Source organism: Arthrobacter sp. TMN-49 (assembly GCF_054511095.1).
On sequence record NZ_JBTNDH010000004.1, the window covers coordinates 1 to 17,501 of the forward strand.

The 17,501-nt window shown below is 61.9% G+C and carries 16 protein-coding genes and 1 pseudogene; 10 read left to right on the plus strand and 7 right to left on the minus strand.

Translation table 11 applies throughout. The annotated features are described in order from the left end of the window. Positions 1-139 precede the first annotated feature (139 nt). From ACX80E_RS02915 to ACX80E_RS02925, 3 genes and pseudogenes are all read right to left on the minus strand, one after another. A pseudogene (locus ACX80E_RS02915) lies at positions 140-352 on the minus strand (DUF4158 domain-containing protein); the annotation flags it as partial. 132 nt (positions 353-484) lie between these two features. After that, positions 485-1,114, minus strand: a complete 630-nt coding sequence (locus ACX80E_RS02920) for a dihydrofolate reductase family protein (RefSeq protein ID WP_459300384.1) — start codon at positions 1,112-1,114, stop codon at positions 485-487. A gap of 188 nt (positions 1,115-1,302) precedes the next feature. Further along, a complete protein-coding gene (locus ACX80E_RS02925; RefSeq protein WP_459300386.1) occupies positions 1,303-1,764 on the minus strand; it encodes a hypothetical protein in 462 nt (153 codons plus the stop codon). Positions 1,765-1,996: 232 nt separating this feature from the next. On the opposite strand from ACX80E_RS02925, the gene ACX80E_RS02930 reads away from it, so the two are divergent. Together ACX80E_RS02930 and ACX80E_RS02935 are read left to right on the plus strand one after the other, a co-directional pair. Next, the gene (locus tag ACX80E_RS02930) at positions 1,997-2,263 is read left to right on the plus strand and encodes an SAP domain-containing protein (protein ID WP_459300388.1); all 267 of its coding nucleotides are present in this window, start codon (positions 1,997-1,999) and stop codon (positions 2,261-2,263) included. Positions 2,264-2,302: 39 nt separating this feature from the next. Beyond that, on the plus strand, positions 2,303-2,839 hold the full coding sequence (locus ACX80E_RS02935) for a DUF6328 family protein (RefSeq protein WP_459300393.1): 537 nt from the start codon (positions 2,303-2,305) through the stop codon (positions 2,837-2,839). On the opposite strand, the gene ACX80E_RS02940 is transcribed toward ACX80E_RS02935, so the two are convergent. Further along, positions 2,810-3,958 carry a carboxylate-amine ligase gene (locus tag ACX80E_RS02940; protein ID WP_459300395.1) on the minus strand — a complete coding sequence of 383 codons (1,149 nt, stop codon included), beginning with the start codon at positions 3,956-3,958 and terminating at the stop codon, positions 2,810-2,812. The genes ACX80E_RS02935 and ACX80E_RS02940 overlap by 30 nt on opposite strands. Positions 3,959-4,279: 321 nt before the next feature. Between ACX80E_RS02940 and ACX80E_RS02945 the strand changes: the two genes are divergently transcribed. Then, the gene (locus ACX80E_RS02945) at positions 4,280-4,756 is read left to right on the plus strand and encodes a hypothetical protein (protein WP_459300397.1); all 477 of its coding nucleotides are present in this window, start codon (positions 4,280-4,282) and stop codon (positions 4,754-4,756) included. Positions 4,757-4,809: 53 nt separating this feature from the next. On the opposite strand, the gene ACX80E_RS02950 is transcribed toward ACX80E_RS02945, so the two are convergent. From ACX80E_RS02950 to ACX80E_RS02960, 3 genes are read right to left on the minus strand one after another with little or no spacing between them, the layout of a single operon-like run. Continuing rightward, entirely contained in the window at positions 4,810-6,216 is a 1,407-nt protein-coding gene (locus ACX80E_RS02950; protein ID WP_459300399.1) for an alanine racemase, read from the minus strand. After that, the gene (locus ACX80E_RS02955) at positions 6,209-7,864 is read right to left on the minus strand and encodes an FAD/NAD(P)-binding protein (protein ID WP_459300401.1); all 1,656 of its coding nucleotides are present in this window, start codon (positions 7,862-7,864) and stop codon (positions 6,209-6,211) included. The genes ACX80E_RS02950 and ACX80E_RS02955 overlap by 8 nt, the downstream gene beginning before the upstream one ends. Then, positions 7,861-8,823 (minus strand): pyridoxal-phosphate dependent enzyme, encoded by a 963-nt coding sequence (locus ACX80E_RS02960; RefSeq protein WP_459300403.1) that lies wholly within the window; start codon positions 8,821-8,823, stop codon positions 7,861-7,863. The genes ACX80E_RS02955 and ACX80E_RS02960 overlap by 4 nt, the downstream gene beginning before the upstream one ends. Positions 8,824-9,131: 308 nt before the next feature. On the opposite strand from ACX80E_RS02960, the gene ACX80E_RS02965 reads away from it, so the two are divergent. The 7 genes from ACX80E_RS02965 to ACX80E_RS02995 all read left to right on the plus strand — a co-directional run bounded on the left by ACX80E_RS02965 (position 9,132) and on the right by ACX80E_RS02995 (position 17,378). Then, positions 9,132-10,208, plus strand: a complete 1,077-nt coding sequence (locus ACX80E_RS02965) for an App1 family protein (protein WP_459300405.1) — start codon at positions 9,132-9,134, stop codon at positions 10,206-10,208. A gap of 48 nt (positions 10,209-10,256) precedes the next feature. Continuing rightward, positions 10,257-11,192, plus strand: coding sequence for a diacylglycerol/lipid kinase family protein (locus ACX80E_RS02970; RefSeq protein WP_459300408.1), 936 nt, complete (start codon positions 10,257-10,259; stop codon positions 11,190-11,192). 243 nt (positions 11,193-11,435) lie between these two features. Next, positions 11,436-13,088 carry an ABC transporter substrate-binding protein gene (locus ACX80E_RS02975; RefSeq protein WP_459300410.1) on the plus strand — a complete coding sequence of 551 codons (1,653 nt, stop codon included), beginning with the start codon at positions 11,436-11,438 and terminating at the stop codon, positions 13,086-13,088. 25 nt (positions 13,089-13,113) lie between these two features. After that, positions 13,114-14,085, plus strand: coding sequence for an ABC transporter permease (locus ACX80E_RS02980; protein WP_459300412.1), 972 nt, complete (start codon positions 13,114-13,116; stop codon positions 14,083-14,085). Next, a complete protein-coding gene (locus tag ACX80E_RS02985; RefSeq protein WP_459300414.1) occupies positions 14,082-14,975 on the plus strand; it encodes an ABC transporter permease in 894 nt (297 codons plus the stop codon). Before ACX80E_RS02980 ends, ACX80E_RS02985 begins: the two co-directional genes overlap by 4 nt. Beyond that, complete coding sequence (locus ACX80E_RS02990) at positions 14,972-16,639, plus strand: dipeptide ABC transporter ATP-binding protein (RefSeq protein WP_459300416.1); 1,668 nt, start codon at positions 14,972-14,974, stop codon at positions 16,637-16,639. Before ACX80E_RS02985 ends, ACX80E_RS02990 begins: the two co-directional genes overlap by 4 nt. Positions 16,640-16,718: 79 nt before the next feature. Next, complete coding sequence (locus ACX80E_RS02995; RefSeq protein WP_459300418.1) at positions 16,719-17,378, plus strand: hypothetical protein; 660 nt, start codon at positions 16,719-16,721, stop codon at positions 17,376-17,378. Positions 17,379-17,501: the final 123 nt, after the last annotated feature.

Genomic DNA, 17,501 nt, shown 5'->3' on the forward strand with positions numbered 1-17,501 from the left:
ACTTCTGGCAAGCTGACGGCACCATCAACCCCGACTGGCAGCCCAACAGCCACAACCCAACGGAGGAACCCGAACCCGCAAACCCGTCGGAGAATTACAACTTCTAACCCTCAACAACCTCGAAGCATCACAAAACGATTACACCACTCCACGGGACTTGACCCCCGAGGAACCGCACAGTAGTGACTTGGAGGGCAAAGCCCAGCCTGTTATGGTCCCCACGGCGCCGAGCCACCAACTCCCGATCTGCGTCATCCAGTAGGAAGAACCGCTCCAGGTCAGATCGCACCGGCACGCCTTGAAAGCGGCCATACCCAGAAACCTGGGCGTCAGTCAAGAATTCCAGAGCCATACAAGCGATCGTACCCACTCACAACACCCAGGATCACCCTTAGCGCCAACGGCGACACGAATCCTACTCAACCCCCAAGTAGGGGCGCAGTGTCGTTGATATTGGATCTGGACCCTCCGGCGGAGCGTGGTCCTACCGGCTTCCCGTGGACATGTCCCCCACGCCGGGCGTTCCGTCGGCGAGCGCGTAGCACTGCTTCACCGTGCCCGTTGGTGAGGTGAGTGCCGGCTCCACCAGTTTGAGGTTCGTGGGAACCACCCCGTCGGCGAAGACCTTCTTCCCACTGCCGAGGAGGACGGGGTACACCCAGAGCGTGAGCCTGTCGAAGAGCCGTTCGGCAAACAGGGTCTGGATGAGGTCGAGGCTGCCGATGACGTGGATATTCTGGTGCCGCTCGCGCAGTTCGCGGATGGCTGCGGCAGTATCAGGGCCAAGCAATGTGGAGTTGGCCCACTCCAGTGTCAGCTCTTGGCGAGAAGCCACGTATTTGGGGAGGTGGTTGAACAGTCGCGCAATGCTCCAGTCAACACCTTCCTCCTGGTAGGGCCAATATGAGGCGAAGATGTCGTAGGTCCGGCGTCCCAGCAACAGCGCGTCCATCCCCACCATCCCGGCGTCGATCTGCTCGCCAACGGCCTCATCCAAGAGGGGCGCCTGCCAGCCGCCAAAGGCGAACCCGTTCTCGGTATCTTCATCCAGTCCGCCGGGCGCCTGCGCCACACCGTCCAACGTCGTAAACAGGTCAATGTGAATGAGTCCCATGCCGTGCTCCGTCCCGTGACCCGCCATCGCCCCGACGGCGGGATTCCTTCAAGGCTGGCACACTGCCCACGGCAAATCAATGGTGCGCCAGTACCCAGCCCTGGTGGCAGACATGAGACCTCGGTACCGAATGGGTGGAACTCGGTGAGCTCACCGAACAGGTCACCGGTCTACAGAGATCCACCTTCCTATTGGTCATCTGGTTCGGTCGGCAGCGCCTGATGATGAGCCCGTCCATGGGAACGTCTGTCTTCTTTCATCTCAGCCTCGAACAGGTGACGTTTCCCCTCCACCAGTTCAAGGCGGGCTTGTTTTTCTGCCTCCTTGAACGCCGCGTAGTAGCCGTCGTCGTAGTCTTCTACGATTTGGAAGGTCCAGCGACCGTTGATGACATTCCTGCCCACTATCTGTTGGTCCAAGGACTGTGCCAGTGCGTGGTGTCCAGCCTCTCGGAGAAGGTCAACCGCCTCCCCCAGCGCCAGATCGGCCTTTCCAGTCAGTCGATGGAATCCGTAGAGATATCCGCGGGCATGCTCAACCACCTCCAATGCTTCAGAGAGTTTCCCCAGGGCCTGTACTGTTGCATCGCTCACCCCGGCTCCCCGTTGGTGACTGGCATCCGTTCCGTCGTCCCGCATTGAGATCTCCATGGTGGATAGCCTATGCCTCCTACACCCGCGAGGAAGTCGACGTCGGCCCCTCCTAGCTGCCCGGGGAGGTACCCGACGCGCAAGCAATTGTTTGGATCATTCGCGCACGTGGGCGGTGGGCCTGTCGGCCGCGTGCCTGAAGGCGTAGGCTCACCATCAACTCCGCAAAACTTCCGGGGCCATGGCAGTTGGGCCGCCTGAACCCGTTCACTTGGCCAGAAAGGACTCGATTTTGGCCACCATAAAGAATCCGAGCCTGAAGGATCCGCAGCTGTATGCGGAATTGCGTGATGACGGCGCTTCGAAACAGAAAGCGGCCAGAATCTCCAATGCCGCGGCCAAGGAAGGAAGGTCTGCCCTGGGCCGCAAAGGGGGAAAGTCCCCCGCCTATGAGGAGTGGACTGTGGCCGAGCTGCGCGCCAAAGCCAAGGACATAGGACTCAACGGATACTCCACGCAACGCAAAGCAGCGCTGATTGAGTCGCTGCGGAATTCCTAACCCGTCAACACCGATCCCAGCGAGGAGCTCAAGCAAGTCATGGACACCGATTCGGCGGCCGCCAACCCTGGCGGCCAAGATTCTGCCAGTGGGCGGAACGAGACTCTCGACGAACAGCGTGATCGCCAATGGATTGATCTGCTGCAGGAACTGAGAGTCATGCAGACGGGCACCCAAATAATTGCCGGCTTCCTGCTGACTCTTCCCTTTCAGGCTCGATTCACCCAATTGGATGCCACGGCCACCGGACTCTACTTGGGCAACGTGGTTTTGGCCGCCCTGACAACGTGCTTGATGCTGATTCCAGTGGCGATGCACCGCGAGCTCTTTGCCCTGCGGATGAAGGGCCGCCTGGTTTCCTCCGGCCACCGTGTGGTCCGGATCGCATTGTGGCTTATTGCCCTGTTGGTGGTCGGCACCGTCGCCCTGGTCTTTGACACGGTGCTGGGAAGAATCGAAGCGGCGGTAGTTTCGGCGCTGTTCACCTGCATCTTGTTGGGAGCTCTGGTCCTCTATCCACGGCGGGTCCGGTCCCGCGGCCGCTCCTCACCCGGCCAGCAGCGGCGGGGCACCTAGGCCCTGATGCCCAGCCGCTGGTTGATGGACAGATGACACATTCTTGATGGCGTTGCTCAGAAATGCGGCCAGTCCTTCCGTGCCCGCCATGGTAAATGCCTGACGCTGGCGGTCGGCCCCTGTGCCAAGCAAAAGAAGCTGCTCGGCCAAGGCTGTGACAATGGCAAGGTCCCCGGACTGCTCCAGTGACTGGTGGGTTTCCTTCAACAAGGCCCTAACCACCTCCGAAGCTGGCGCCAGTACATTGTTAAGGGGATGCACCAATTGGGCACTGAGTCCGTGACGCGCCGAATGCCACAACGCCGCATCCAACATTTCAGGCCCAGTCACCGGAGCCGGGGACGGCTGCCGGGCCACTGATGTGGCCACCAAGGCGCGTCCCAACAATGCCAACAATAGAGTCGTGGACGGTTCCAGCTGGGCATCGGCAACGCGTATTTCCAGCGTAGCTTGTTGATCTGACAGCCTGGCGGACCACGAAACAGAGCCCATATCCGGGGTAACGCCAATGCCGATCAGCGCTTTAGTCCTCTTGTCGTAGTCGGCAGCGTCGATAAAAGTCGGTGGACATCCGGACGTAGTCCACCGCCGATACTCGATGGCACGCCAACTGGAGAAGGTGGTGTCCTTCCCGCACCAAAAAGGAGAGTTTGCAGAGATCGCCAGCAAGGTAGGAAGCCAGGGCCGCAAATAGTTCAGAGCAATTATGGCTTCCTCCCGATCCGGGACCCCCACGTGGATATGAAGGCCGTTGATATGGTGCTCAAGGGCCAGTGTGCCTATGCTGGTGGCAATATCCTGGTACCGCCTATCCTCTGCCACCATGGGCCCTGCGGGGTTGTTGAACGGCGTGCCGACGCCAGCCGCCAGCACTCCTTGGTCCTCGGCGCAGTCGACAAGCGCCGTCCGGAAGCTCCACAGCGCGTGGGCTGCCTCTTCGAACGTTGTGAACACAGGGGAGACAAATTCCACCTGCGAGCGCAAAAACTCGCCATGAACAACATTGCTGCCAAAATTGCGCTCTGCAAGAGCCATTTGAACATCCGCCGCGAGGGGCACCGGCGTCAAAGATGGGCGGTCCAGCAAAACAAACTCTTCCTCGATCCCAAAAGTCAACATCTTCTGTCCCGCCTCCCTCTCTGCCCTGCCTTGCTCATCGATGGGTGCCGCCGCCCTGAAATCCAGACAAGACCTGACCGGAAAAACCACGGGAACAGGAGGAGGCGCCCGGGCTGAACGTCTCGTTCCCATGAGCCTAAAAAATCGGCCTGATGATGATGATGAGGAGAATGCTAGTCCCGATTCCATGGACTGTCCATGAATTCACGCGCAGGAATCCGAATCCCTCGGCGTCCTTTTGCTTTGAGGACCAAAGGTGGTTGACAACCCGGCCTAGTGACCTAGCGTGGAGGGAAGGGCCACATCAAACAGGAGGTTGTCATGGCAGAGATCAAGGGCGAACCAGTAGAAATCTCAACGCGGATCCGGCCAGGTGAATGGACCCCTGAAGGTTTGGCCGAGCTAGTTGCCTCATACCAGCACAAGCTGCTGGCGATGGGTGCACCAGAGAGTGAGATCAGAACCGAGCTGCAGCAGCCAGATGATGGTTCAGCCAGTGTCCGGGTGAGCTGGGACCGCCGCGGCGGGCGGACGTTTGCTGATCTAGGGCAGGGCATACCGCCGGAATCTGAGAATTCACGGGGGGATGGAGAGTCTATCCCCGCCGATGAAGCAACTGCTGACTCACAAGGCCTCGGCGCAGTCCTCGGCGACGCGGAATGGTCCGCCATAGACGCCCCGCCCACTCCCCGGGCAATGAAAGCAGCAGAGAATGGTCCCGTTCCCGACGTCACCATCTACACCGATGACGATGGAAAGACCTACGTTGAAGACGCCACACCCCCCAAGGACCAGTGAAACCACCCCGACAAGAAGCTGAATGCCTAGGGCGACATCGAATCTGGTGCGGACTACAGGTGCACCCGATCGATGTCGTCAGCCACCCACGCCTGGCCATTCCACAGCACGTTGGCTGCAAGTGGCAATTGGTGTGAGGCGCTCTCCACAATGTGCATAAGGTATCCGGCGGTGTTGGGAAACGCCACAAGATCGCCAGCGGCAACTCCCGCCGGAAATTCGAAGCGGCGGCGCAACAAAAGCTCTTCTTCGATGCAATAGGCGCCCACGAGGAACGCGCTGCCCGGGGTTCTTTTCTGTCGGGGCTGCGCCGCATGGATAAGGACAGGATCAACCAGGAAATCAGCTGACGTTGACCGGCATTGTGTCCTATTCATATGCAAACCCACCAGCGGCACACCGTCGCTGCGATTCTTGGTGAAGGCCACCTCGGCAAGGGTGATTCCGCAACCATCCAGCAGTGATCTGCCAGGTTCGCAGCGCAGTTGGATCTTTGCAGCACGCAGTGCGGTGGCGATGGACACGGCTCCAGGTTCTGGCACACAAGCGAGTACCTGGTTCAGCCAGCCACCCCGTATGAGTTCTTGGTGGTACGGGTAGACCCCGGCGACGGGAGCGCCCCCGGAAGCGCCGAATCTGTCTGACTTCCACGTGAGCGTCTCATCCCCCTCGGGCAAGTGCTCCAGCGCGTTCCAAAAATCCTCCCATTGCGAGGAACTGTCCAGATACGACATGGGTATGCCGCCGCCCATGTCCACGAACGCTGGTTGGTGCCCCATGGTGCGCAACTGGCGAATAAGGCTCAGTGACTCGCTGATTCCAAGGGAGCGTGCGCGCGCATCGTAGCCATTGAGGTGGAAGTGAATCCCGGCCACCCTGACCCGGGAGGCCGGCTCAGCGTCTGCCAAGACTTCTAGCCAGTTGGAAGCGAGGAGTCCAAAGCGGGTGGGCGGGATCGCCGGGTGGGCAACTGCCAGCCGCAAAGCCACCTTGAGAGTCGCACCGCGATCGTCCGCCAACTCAATGAGGTCTCGCAGCTCATCGTCGTTGTCCACGCTGATAGTCACCCGCGACGCGATGGCCAGCTGTAGCAGCGCCTGGGACTTCACGGCCGCCGTGACGATGATCCGCTCGGCCGGCACACCGCGGTCAAGGCACTGGCGCAACTCGTTCAGACTTGCCACGTCGACGCCGCAGTCCGCACTGATTGCGTGGTCGATCGCCCCCATAGTTTTATTTGCCTTGCGGGCGAAGTAGATTTGAAAGTCTATGGAGTGGGCACCGGCCGCCGTGCGCAGCTCTTGAGCATTGCGAGCTAGTGCCGTGAACTCGTGCAGGTTGACCGGGGAACCGTAGGCGTCGATCAGCTCACGGCAGCGGGAGGGACTGGTGAGCAGCTCATCCATCCACGGTTCGAGCCGGGCAGTCAACGGGGCTGTCCCGTACATTTTTTCATTCATCAGTACTCCCTATGAGCCGAGTCGATTGATCGATAGCAAGGTCCGCGACGCGCCGTGCCCACAGAGTATATTCCCCATGCAAGGCCCGATTCAGCGTGTCGTGGCCCAGAGTCGGGTCCTCGGTTGGTCGGCCCAATGCCGCCAACGACTCATTCCTGGATCCGTCGGATGCCAGAGCGGTGCCGTCCGGCTCGGTCAGCAAGCCTCGGTCGCCGGCTCTGATCGATACTTGCCCGTCCTGCAAGAGCGCACTGACCACATCACTGTTGGGGTGGCCACCAGGTGCGGCACGGTGGAGCGAACCTGGTCCCGGCGTCACGGCGTCCACCAAGACAGCTTCCCGTGGCGGGCTCTCTCCCGGTGTCGCAAGGTGGAGCATTCCAGTGTCGAATAACGCCACCAGCTTGCGTGCTGTCAGCTCCGGCGGGCCGAAAGCGAACCGTTCCAGGTTTCCCGCGATCCGGACAAACTGGGTCCACGCACGGGTGCTCCTTGGCAGCCGGTCCATCACCAACACCACCTCTGCATAGAGTCCTGACCAGACCCGGGCCCAAAGCCACGCCGTGGTGACAGGTGACGCCATCCGATTCACGGCGAGGCTGTGGCGCAAGTGGTCGGACGCTGTCACTGGACGCGGCAATGTCCCAGCATCGATTCGGGGGTCTGTGGCGCGCCCCGTCGTCGCTGTGCGCCACAGTGAGAGCGCAGTCTCCGTTGACCCCATGAGTTGGGCGCACTGAAGAGCGCACTGAAGGAGAACCGTCCACATCCCGGCCAGGCCAACACCACCGTCGGGCACCACCTCGCGAACCTGCCTGCCCCACTCGCGCAGCCGTAGTTTGTGTTGTTCCACGCAAGCGGAAATCTGCTCAGGCACGGCCTCGCTCTTGGGGTACATGAGGGACCCGCTTCGAGATGAGAAGATCATTCTCCGGGGTTCGCGTCCACTGGCGACGTAGTGCAGCCCTGCTCCCCCGCGGCAGTCACCGCCGGGCGGCTGCCATGAGCCGCCACGGCCTTCGGTCAGCAGCAGCGCCACATCGTAGGCGGTCAAGGCGGCACCACGAATCCAGACGGTGGACTCCGCGGGGATGTCCTCTTGGGTGAGGGCAGAGTAGTCTCCGATGAGAGCGTGCTGGTTGACCGTTCCGGGAAGCGGCTCGGCAGGAACGGCGTCGGCCAGTCCGTGCCCTGTCGCGAGCAGAACCTCGTCATAGTGACGCTCCCCGAAGGAACCCCTGACCTGCCACTGTGAGCCTCTTCGTTCCACACCCGTCACCGCAAAGGGGGCGTGGACTACTTTCATGTTCCCGTGCCGGGCTAACAGCCGAAACTGTTCCCGCAGATACTGGCCCACCAAAACGCGGGGCGGGTACTTTTCGCCAGACCATTCCGGTGCCACCCGTGTCACCCAAGCGGAGAAATTCTCACTGCTCAGCGAGGAGGAGGCGTCCACAATGCCCATATTCACGTTCAAGCGCAGCACCTCAGCTTGCTCGCGTCGCCACACACTGCCGGAGCCCGGAGGGAGAGGGTCAAACACCTCAACGGTGATGTGCTTGGCGGCCGCCACGGTGAGCCGCTCGTGAAGCGCCAGCAGGGCAAAGAGGCTCTTTGGCCCGCCGCCGATCACGGCCAGGCGGATCATTGCTCCCCAAGTTCCTCGGGTTCTGCGGTGCTCCCCTGCTCTGGATCCACATTGTAGGTGGAACGAACCCAATCATCGTTGTAAACCGTCTGCAGGTAGGGCACCCCTGTGTCATGAACCATGAACGCAATGCGCGCCCCTGAGGTCAGGGTAGGTACCAGCTTTTCCATGGCGGCAACTATGGCCCCCGTGGAAGCGCCGGCCAGAATGCCTTCCCTCCGAGCAAGTAGCCTGCAGCCACGCACCATGTCGATTTCTTCGATCGCCATGACCATGTCCGGTTCTGCGCTGGCTGCCAACTCCGGCACTATGCCAGCACCAAGTCCCGGCAACCGGCGCGTACCGGACTTTCCGCCGAACAGCACCGAGCCCACGGAGTCCACGGCAACAATTTTTGTGTCAAGGTTGTGCGCCCGAATGTACTGCTGGCAGCCAAGGAGCGTCCCGGTGGTGCTGGTGGCAACAAACAAGAAGTCAAGGTTCCCGCCGGATCCGGCGATGATTTCCGGCATAGTCGTGGTGAAGTGTGCGCGCGGGTTGGCCATGGAACCATACTGATTGCTGGTCACCGCACCTGGGTTCTTATCCAGGAGTTCCCCTACTCGACGACGGCGCGCGGCGAGCTTGTTGCCATCAGCGGGGGTCTCCACACGATTCACCGTAGCCCCGTACGCCTCCATCAGCTCCAACGCTAAAGGATTGGCATTCTCATCGACCACTGCCGTGAATTTGATGCCACGAACCACACACTGCCGCGCTAAAGCTATACCTAGATTTCCCGAGGTTGACTCGACAATCATGCCTCCGGTCTTGAGTTGACCTGACCCCAGCAGTTCCTCGACTAATTCGTTCGCCGTCCGCTCCTTGGTGCTGCCAGCAAGTTGCAGCAAGTCAAGCTTGGCATACACGGCAACGTCGCGAGATTCGAAGAGTCGGCTGATCTGCACCGTCGGAGTCACGAATGGATGTAGCGTTCCCAGACTATTCAAAACTGGTTGTCCCATTTCTACTATGCGCACGTTCACACCCTGAGTTTTCCTGCCCCGGAGCCGCCCGGCAGACGTTATGCGTTGTTACGACGGACTGGTCGAACCACCATGTTGTTGGCGTCTGGCTAGTCTAGGTGGCAGTCGGATCATTGCGGCGAGTCATTACGGGCGTGTTTCACCGCTCCCGGCACAGAATGTTTCCGAAACCGCCCCCGGCACATTTGTTGCGGCGCAGCTCGAACAACGCTAGGCGGGAAGTTTTGTGGGACAGTGAAGTCATGACTCCGCCAACGCACAAAGTCCAGCTGGACAGTTCAGAACGGAAAGACAGCGGTCCCAGGGCTGACCCCCCGGCGCCGACTCTCTTGTCCTCGGTCATGCACATGGCCGACGCCGTCCATGAAATTCGCACCAGGATAGCCACTGCCACCGGTGCCACCCCCACCATCGTCGCCTATCCAGGCTATGGCAGCACCAGCTGGGTGCGCGTCCTCGCCCGAGTAGTCCTCATGAGAAGGCCCGGCGCCACCAGCGGCACATTGCGGGGTTGGCGGGCCTTCACGAGCGTACCGCTCCGGGACAGCGAAGTGGAAGTGGAAATCGGTGGCGTGAACCATACGGTCCGCGCCGACTCCGGTGGACTGGTGGACGTGGTTCTGGACGCTGCCTTGTCCCCTGGGTGGCACCAGTTCTCCCTGCGCAGCCCGACTGCGCCCCAGACCGAAGGGCGAATCCTGATTCTGGCGCCGGAAGCCACCTTCGGCATCGTCTCCGATATCGACGACACCGTGATGGTGACAGCACTTCCCCGGCCGCTGCTGGCCCTGTGGAACACACTCGTGGTCAGCGAGCGGGCCCGGACACCCACCCCAGGCATGGCGGTTCTCTATGACCGGATTGTGGCCGCGCACGTCAACGCGCCCATGATCTACCTGTCGACCGGCCCATGGAACGTGGCACCTGCCCTGGCCCGGTTCCTTGCCCGGAATCTATATCCCGACGGCGTACTGCTGCTCACCGATTGGGGCCCAACACGTCAGCGCTGGTTCCGCAGTGGACCAGAGCATAAGCGGCGAAACTTGGAGCGGCTGGCCCGGGAATTCCCCGGCGTCAGGTGGCTCCTGGTCGGTGACGACGGCCAGCACGATCCGCAAATATACGCCGATTTTGCCCGCACTCATGCTGCGCAGACGGCGGCGATTGCCATCCGCCAGCTGTCGGCAGGTGAAGCGCTGCTCGCCGGTGGACGCACGTCCGAGGACACGGTTGAGACAGAGCACGGTGCAGTGACGTGGCTTTCCGCGCCAGATGGGGCCGGACTGGCAACGCAACTTAAAGTCCACGGCTTTCTCTAGAATCGGTTTCATTCCCCGTTCTTCATTCACTCAAACGCGAAGGTCGTCATGACAGAGAATCATCGCCGGGCGGACAACCGTGCCGCTGTGGTCATCAACCCAATGAAGTCTCCCGACGACGACTTCAAAGCAAACTTCTTCAAACTGTGCGCTGATGCCGGCTGGGCTGAACCCCTGTGGCTGGAAACCTCGAAGGAAGACCCCGGAAGTGGCCAAGCCAGGGAAGCGCTTGAGGCGGGGGTCGACGTCGTCATAGCCGCCGGCGGCGACGGCACTGTCCGCTGTGTCGCAGAAATCCTCGCAGGCACGGACACCCCGATGGGTTTGGTGCCCTTGGGGACAGGCAATTTGCTGGCCCGCAACCTCGGCATTGATGTCACAGATCCACTGAACGCCGGCAAGGGTGTTTTGAACGGATCCGAGACTGCAATGGACGTGGTCAGGGCTGTCGTTGATCACGGGAAGCATGAACAACTGTTCCTGGTCGCCGCCGGTCTGGGTTACGACGCATCCATCATGGGCGACACCATCGACGGGCTCAAGGACAGGGTGGGTTGGCTAGCCTACGTTGAATCCGGCATCCGGAACCTGCCAGGGAAATCTGTCACGGCCACGGTTACGGTGGACGGGCATTCCACCATCCACCGTAGGGTCCGCAGCGTGATGGTGGGCAATTGTGGAAAGCTGATGGGCGGTCTCCAAATTTTCCCGGACGCGTCGGTCACCGACGGCATCTTGGATCTCCTGATTCTGGCCCCCCGCGGCCGGTTTGGTTGGCTTGGCGTGGTTGCTGCCGTCTTTGGCAAAGGAAGTAACAAATCGGTGCAAAGCCACGCCGGCAAGAAGGCCGAAATAGCACTGGACCGTCCACAGGAATTCCAGGTCGACGGTGATCATCTGGGCATGGCAACACATCTGCAGGTCACCGTTGAACCGCTGGCACTGACCATCAGAATGATGGGCTCACTGGCAGCAGGTCAGTGAAAACGGCACGAATTTTACGGTTTCCTCGTATCCGCTGATTTCGTGGGTTCCACGGCCGGCGGCAACCAGCAGACTGTGATCTACCCCAAAGTCCACTGGGACGGGCCCGCCGCAGCCGCTATGGTTGATGGCGGTGCCCGTCGACGCGTGCCTTGTGGCCCATGGCCCAGCCGAACGGACGGCGATTGCCCACTCATCGCTCCACTACACCGGTCCACCTAGCTGGTTCGCAGGAAGAATTTCATGACTCTCGCACGCCCTTTGGCCAACAGACTATTTCCGGCCGCGACGGCCTTGGCCGCAGCACTGGTTCTCGCCGGCTGCACGCCAGCCTCCACCATTTCCGACACCGGCACACCAGTCACCGGCGGAACTCTGGTCTACGCCTCCGGCGACGCCGAACCCAGCTGCCTTGATCCGCACGTCGGCGGAAACTACCCGCAGGCACTTGTTGCCTCGCAATACTTAGAGACGCTGTACACCAAGGACACTGACGGCACGTTGATCCCCTGGCTCGCCAAGGACTCCACCGTGTCCGACGACGGCCTGACCCGCACCGTGACCATCCGCGACGGCATCAGCTTCACCGACGGCACCGCCCTGGACGCTGCAGCAGTCAAGGCCAACTTTGAGCATCTGCTAGATCCCGATACCGCCTCATCCACCGGCTACCTCGCTCTGGGCAAGATCGATTCCATGAAAGCCGTCAATGCCACCACTTTGGAGCTGAAGCTCACGGCCCCGGACAACTCCCTGCTCGAATCCTTCTCCATGCCGTGGGTGGCGATCGAATCCCCCACGGCGCTCAAGCGCAGCCAGGAAGAGAACTGCGCATCGCCTGTGGGCACCGGACCTTTCAAGGTTGCCTCCTGGAAGAAGCAGGACTCCGTGAACCTGGTCCGCAACGCCAACTACGTACTTCCGGACCCGGCAGCCGGTCATGCGGGCACCTCCTACCTGGACGCCATCACTTGGCGATTCATCCCCGAGGCAGCAACTCGATACGCGGCACTACAAGCTGGCGAGGCACAGGTCATTGATAACGCCCAGCCAGATGCCATTGCCGCGGCCGAGAAGACCTCCACCATCAAGCATTTGGACGCACCGCGCCCGGGGGCCGCGAACCGCATTGAGCTGAACTCCTCAAAGGCACCGTTCAATGACCTCAAGGTCCGGGAGGCCTTCATCCATGCGGTGAACATCAACGCCAGCATCGATTCCTTGTTCTTCGACACAGCGCCGCGTTCTTACTCGCCTCTGTCCAGCGTCGAACCGCTTGCCGTCTCTGCCGAGCCTCTCTTCGGCTACGACCCGGCCAAGGCAGGCAAGCTGCTAGATGCCGCGGGCTGGAGTGCTCGTGATGCGCAGGGATACCGCGTCAAGGACGGCACCCGGCTCTCCCTCACGTTCCCGGTGAGCACCAGCCAGTCAATCCCTGCTGAACAATCACTCTTTGAACAGATGCAGGCCACGGCCAAGGAATCGGGCATCGAGATCAAAATCAACTTGTTGGATCTGTCCAGCTGGTACGGAGAATTGTTCAAGAACAACTACAACCTGGTCTCCGCCCCGTACACCAAGGTTGGTCCGAGCGTCCTATCCATCCTCTTCCACTCTGATTCGACCATTCCCGCACCGTCGGGCTACTTCGCCAACCTCTCCCAGGTCAAGGATTCGGGTCTGGATGCGTTGCTTGACACTGCCGGAGCCACCAAGGACGACGCAGAACGCAAGGACCTCTACACGCAGGCGCAGAAAAAGGTCCTCGAGGGTTACTACCTCCTCCCGCTCTACAACCAGCAAAACCACTTCCTGTACTCGGAGAAGCTCAAAAACGTCGGTGCCACCACCTCGGTGGCAACCCCCACGTTCTTTGACGCGTGGCTGGCCAACTAGTTACCACCAGAAGACGCCCCCACCCATGAGAATCTCCGCGGCCATCCGGTCACCCGAAATTTTCGGGTCCTCCGTGCGCTGGCTGCTGGGCAAGCTCGGCGGGGGCGTCTTTGCGCTCTGGGCGGTTGCCACAGCCATTTTCTTTGGAATCAGGATGATTCCCGGAGACCCGGCAGCGGCCATCATGGGCGGTCCGGGCTCTCAAGCGTCGGCCGAAGCCCTTGCAGCAGCCCGCGCCCAGTACGGTCTTGACCAGCCGCTGTACGTTCAGTACTTTGGCCAATTGGGGCGACTGGCCACCGGCGACTGGGGTACCTCCTATTCGCTGAAGAGCCCCGTCTCCGAGGTGCTGGGCGAGCTGATTCCGCCCACTCTGATCCTTGCCGTGCTCGCGCTGCTGGTGGCCTGGGCCATGGCCTTGGTCCTGGCGGTGCTTTCCACCCGCAGCGGCGCCCTCGGTTCGGCATTGGCTTCGGGACTGGAAATTGTGTCGGCCGCCGTCCCGCACTTTTGGCTGGCCAGCGTGCTGATCATGGTCTTTTCCACCCTGCTGGGTTGGCTTCCGCCGGTGAGCACCACGACACCGGCCGGCCTGATCTTGCCGGTCATCACCTTGGCCCTGCCGCTGGCAGGTTTTTTAGGTCAGGTCATGCGGGACACCATGGTCGAAGCGCAGCGCTCAGCCTATGCCCTGTCGGCCCGGGCCCGCGGAGAATCGGAACTCGGCGTGCTGCTGCGCCATTCTCTGCGGCACTCCGCGCTTCCAGGCATTGCCCTCTCGGGATGGGCCTTGGGCTCGCTGCTCTCCGGTGCGGTGGTGGTTGAGTCAATCTTTGCCCGGCCTGGCCTGGGCCGATCCCTCCTCTCGGCAGTCACTGCCCGTGACATCCCCTTGGTCACCGGCGTCGCACTGCTTTCAGCCGCCGCCTACGTGGTGATCATGGCACTGTCCGACATTGCCGAACGCATCGTGGACCCGCGAATTGGCGCACCATGAGTATCCCGGACACTCGTGTGCCAACGAGAGATCCGCTGTTGGCCCCGCGCGCAACCCGCAGATCTCGCCCAGACGCCGCCTGGGCGAGGAGACGTACCGCGCACATCCCGTTGCTCGTCTCCGGTGCAGTGCTGCTCTTTTTTGTTGTGGCAGCCGTGGCCCCGAATCTCTTGGCTCCGGTTGACCCGCTGGCCATCAACCCCGCCGAGGCATTCTGCGCCCCCGGCGCCGAGCATCTGCTGGGCACCGACGAATCGGGGCGGGACATCTATTCGCGCATCATCCACGGATCACGGCCGTCGCTGTTCATTGGGGCCGCGGCAACGGCGATAGGACTCGGCCTGGCCTTGATATTGGGCACCCTGGCCGGCTTCGGTGGACGGTGGCTGGACGTTGGTGTGGGCCGCCTTCTGGAGGTGCTCTTCGCCTTGCCCGGGCTGCTGCTGGCCCTGGTGTTCATCGCCATTGCCGGGCCCGGCGTGGCTACAACAGTCGTAGCAGTGGGCCTGACCAGCGCCCCCGGATACGCGCGGATGATCCGTGCCCAGATCATCGCCTTGCGCACCTCCCCCATGGTGGAAGCTGCCACGGTGCTCGGACGCAACCGGTTCCGTATCCTCACTGTGCACATCCTGCCCAACGCTCTTGCCCCGATTGCTGTACTGGCAACGCTGGGGCTGGGTCAGGCCATTCTCTGGGCTGCATCACTAAGCTTTCTGGGTCTCGGTTCGCCTCCGCCTGCCCCCGAATGGGGCACCATGCTTTCGGCCGGACGCACGTACCTCGCCCTGGCTTGGTGGATGACGTTCTTCCCCGGGCTGGCCATCGTGCTGGTGGCAGCAGCCTCCACGGTGCTCTCCCGAGCATTGAAGTTCGGGGGCACCCGGTGAGCGCCGCCGAACCCCTGCTGCGGGTCGCGGATCTGAACGTCTCCTTCGGCGGGAGCAGTGTTGTGAGTGGCGTTTCCTTCACGGTGGCCCCCGGGGAATGTCTGGCGCTGGTGGGCGAATCGGGGTCAGGTAAATCGGTGACGGCCAGGTCCCTGATCGGTCTGGCCGGACCCGGCTCACTGGTACAGGCCAAGACCCTTGAGCTTGCCGGCCGCGACGCCAGGACGCTTTCACCGCGAAGCTGGCGCGGCCTCCGCGGGAAGCAGGTGGGTTTCATCCTGCAGGATGCTCTGACCTCGCTGGATCCGCTGCGAACCCTCGGCAAGGAAATCGACGACGCGCTGCGCCTTCACTCGAGCGGCTCCGGGGCACAACGCGCCGCACGGGTGATTGAACTGCTTGAGGCCGTGGGTCTTGACGACCCGGTTCGCAGGGTATCCCAACGCTCCGGGGAACTCTCCGGCGGCATGCGCCAGCGTGCGCTGATAGCCGCCGCAATTGCCTTGGACCCGGCGCTGATCATTGCCGATGAGCCCACCACGGCACTGGACGCCACGATCGCCGCATCAGTGATGCGCCTGCTCGGTGACTTGCGCCAGACGGGTTCGGGAATGCTCCTGATCAGCCATGACCTCGCGGCGGTGGCAAGTGTTGCCGATTCGATCGCCGTCATGGCGGCCGGGAAGATCGTGGAACGGGGCTCGCGCGAACAGATCTTCCAGGACCCGCAACACCCGTACACCCGTGCGCTGCTGGCTGCGGTTCCCGCCGGCAAGCCACGCTTCACGCGGCTCTCCCCCGCCGCCGGTGCCACGGCAACGTCAGCGAGCGAACCGCCCGGGACGCCGGCACCCAACGGTGGGCAGTCCGACGTCGTACAGCCTCTACTGCGCGCACGTGGACTCTCCAAGAACTTCCCCATGGCCTCGTCCGCCGATTTCGGAGCCGTGCGCAACGTCAGCTTCGAGCTGTTGCCCGGCCGCACCCTGGGTGTGGTGGGCGAATCCGGATCTGGCAAGACAACCACCGCCCGCATGGCCCTGGGACTGCTGACCCCCAGCACCGGAACCGTCGAACTCTTCGGTGAACCGTGGAGCTCGGTGTCCGAATCCGAACGCCGGAGCCGCCGCTCGTCGCTGGGCGCCATTTATCAAGATCCGCTCTCATCCTTTGACCCTCGCCATTCTGCCGGTGCGCTCCTGGCCGATGCGGTGAGTTTTGGCGCCACGCGCAATCCACGCACCCACGCCAGCAGGATCACCGAATTGCTTCAGCAGGTGGGTTTGGCGCCCGAGACGGCAACTCGCAACCCTGCCACGCTCTCGGGCGGGCAACGTCAACGCCTGGCCATTGCCCGCGCCCTAGCACCGAACCCGCAGGTGCTGATCTGCGACGAGCCGGTCTCATCCCTGGACGTCTCCATCCAGGCCCAGATCCTTGACCTGCTCGATGAGCTGCAGCGCAGGCTTGGGCTGGGCTACTTGTTCATCTCCCACGATCTCTCGGTGATCAGGCACATGAGTGATGCGGTGCTAGTGATGCGCGCGGGGGAAGTTGTTGAGTCCGGAGCTACTGAGCAGGTGTTCACCGACCCGCAGCACCACTACACGCGCACCTTGTTGGCCGCCGCGCCACAGTTGCTGCCACAGCGGCCACTGCGGTGAGGATCACTGGAAAGTATGGCAGAAAGTTCGCTCGAGGCTGGGAAGATTGAAGAGTAGCTATGACCAATGGAGGACCCCCTTGAATACCTTGATCCAAAAGTTCCTTGCCCTTTTCTCCTCCGCCGAGCAGGGGTACCGAGAATCGCCTGAGAATCACCTCACACAGGGTGGAATGCCGTTGGCCAGCGCCGTCTACTTGCGCGAGTTTGCCCATCGGCTCGGTTTGGAAGTTGACGATCTCTCACCCGCCGAGCAGGCCGTATTGAAGGCCCGCCTGGATCAGTCCATGGACTTCCGGGAAGAAAACTATGGCTTCCTCTATCACCAGGTCTACAAGCTCGGTCATGGTTATTCCCTGGCCGACGCCAGCCGGGTCAGCGCCCAGATCAACGAAATCATTGTTGATCCGACCGCCAGGGCATATTTGGACTACCGCGAGAACGCTGTGGCGGCCGAAGCCCTGATGGTCGCGGGCTCCCTGCTGGAAAAGGAAGGTGATGCCGCGGCGGCCGGACGGTTGTTCAAGTTGGCTGATGCCCGCCGTCATCGCAGCTCAGTATTGGAGATCAACGGAGCTGACGCAGCGGCCGCGGAAGTTGTTCACGATGAGGCAGAGGTCGCTGCAAAGGCAGCCCCCCACACCATCGACGAGGGCCCCGCGGCGCCTGACCATGACCCTAAGTCCGGGCTGTCCGGGCTCATGGACGGCCCGGACAAGGCTGCCAAGCCCCGCAAGTAGTTCGGCGGCACGTCCGTAGGACGGCCCCGCCACCGGGCGGGGCCGTCCCGAGCGTGCATTCCGGTTCAGCCACGGCAATATGGTGACGTTGCGGCACGATGCCACGTCAGAGAAAAGCCTGAA

What these genes read in the sequence shown, in the direction of transcription:
- ACX80E_RS02935 (WP_459300393.1), top strand. Translation starts at nt 2,303, where the DNA reads ATGGACACCGATTCGGCGGCCGCCAACCCTGGCGGCCAAGATTCTGCC.
- ACX80E_RS02920 (WP_459300384.1), bottom strand. Translation starts at nt 1,114, where the DNA reads ATGGGACTCATTCACATTGACCTGTTTACGACGTTGGACGGTGTGGCG.
- ACX80E_RS02945 (WP_459300397.1), top strand. Translation starts at nt 4,280, where the DNA reads ATGGCAGAGATCAAGGGCGAACCAGTAGAAATCTCAACGCGGATCCGG.
- ACX80E_RS02925 (WP_459300386.1), bottom strand. Translation starts at nt 1,764, where the DNA reads ATGGAGATCTCAATGCGGGACGACGGAACGGATGCCAGTCACCAACGG.
- ACX80E_RS02980 (WP_459300412.1), top strand. Translation starts at nt 13,114, where the DNA reads ATGAGAATCTCCGCGGCCATCCGGTCACCCGAAATTTTCGGGTCCTCC.
- ACX80E_RS02970 (WP_459300408.1), top strand. Translation starts at nt 10,257, where the DNA reads ATGACAGAGAATCATCGCCGGGCGGACAACCGTGCCGCTGTGGTCATC.
- ACX80E_RS02965 (WP_459300405.1), top strand. Translation starts at nt 9,132, where the DNA reads ATGACTCCGCCAACGCACAAAGTCCAGCTGGACAGTTCAGAACGGAAA.
- ACX80E_RS02955 (WP_459300401.1), bottom strand. Translation starts at nt 7,864, where the DNA reads ATGATCCGCCTGGCCGTGATCGGCGGCGGGCCAAAGAGCCTCTTTGCC.
- ACX80E_RS02975 (WP_459300410.1), top strand. Translation starts at nt 11,436, where the DNA reads ATGACTCTCGCACGCCCTTTGGCCAACAGACTATTTCCGGCCGCGACG.
- ACX80E_RS02950 (WP_459300399.1), bottom strand. Translation starts at nt 6,216, where the DNA reads ATGAATGAAAAAATGTACGGGACAGCCCCGTTGACTGCCCGGCTCGAA.
- ACX80E_RS02985 (WP_459300414.1), top strand. Translation starts at nt 14,082, where the DNA reads ATGAGTATCCCGGACACTCGTGTGCCAACGAGAGATCCGCTGTTGGCC.
- ACX80E_RS02940 (WP_459300395.1), bottom strand. Translation starts at nt 3,958, where the DNA reads ATGTTGACTTTTGGGATCGAGGAAGAGTTTGTTTTGCTGGACCGCCCA.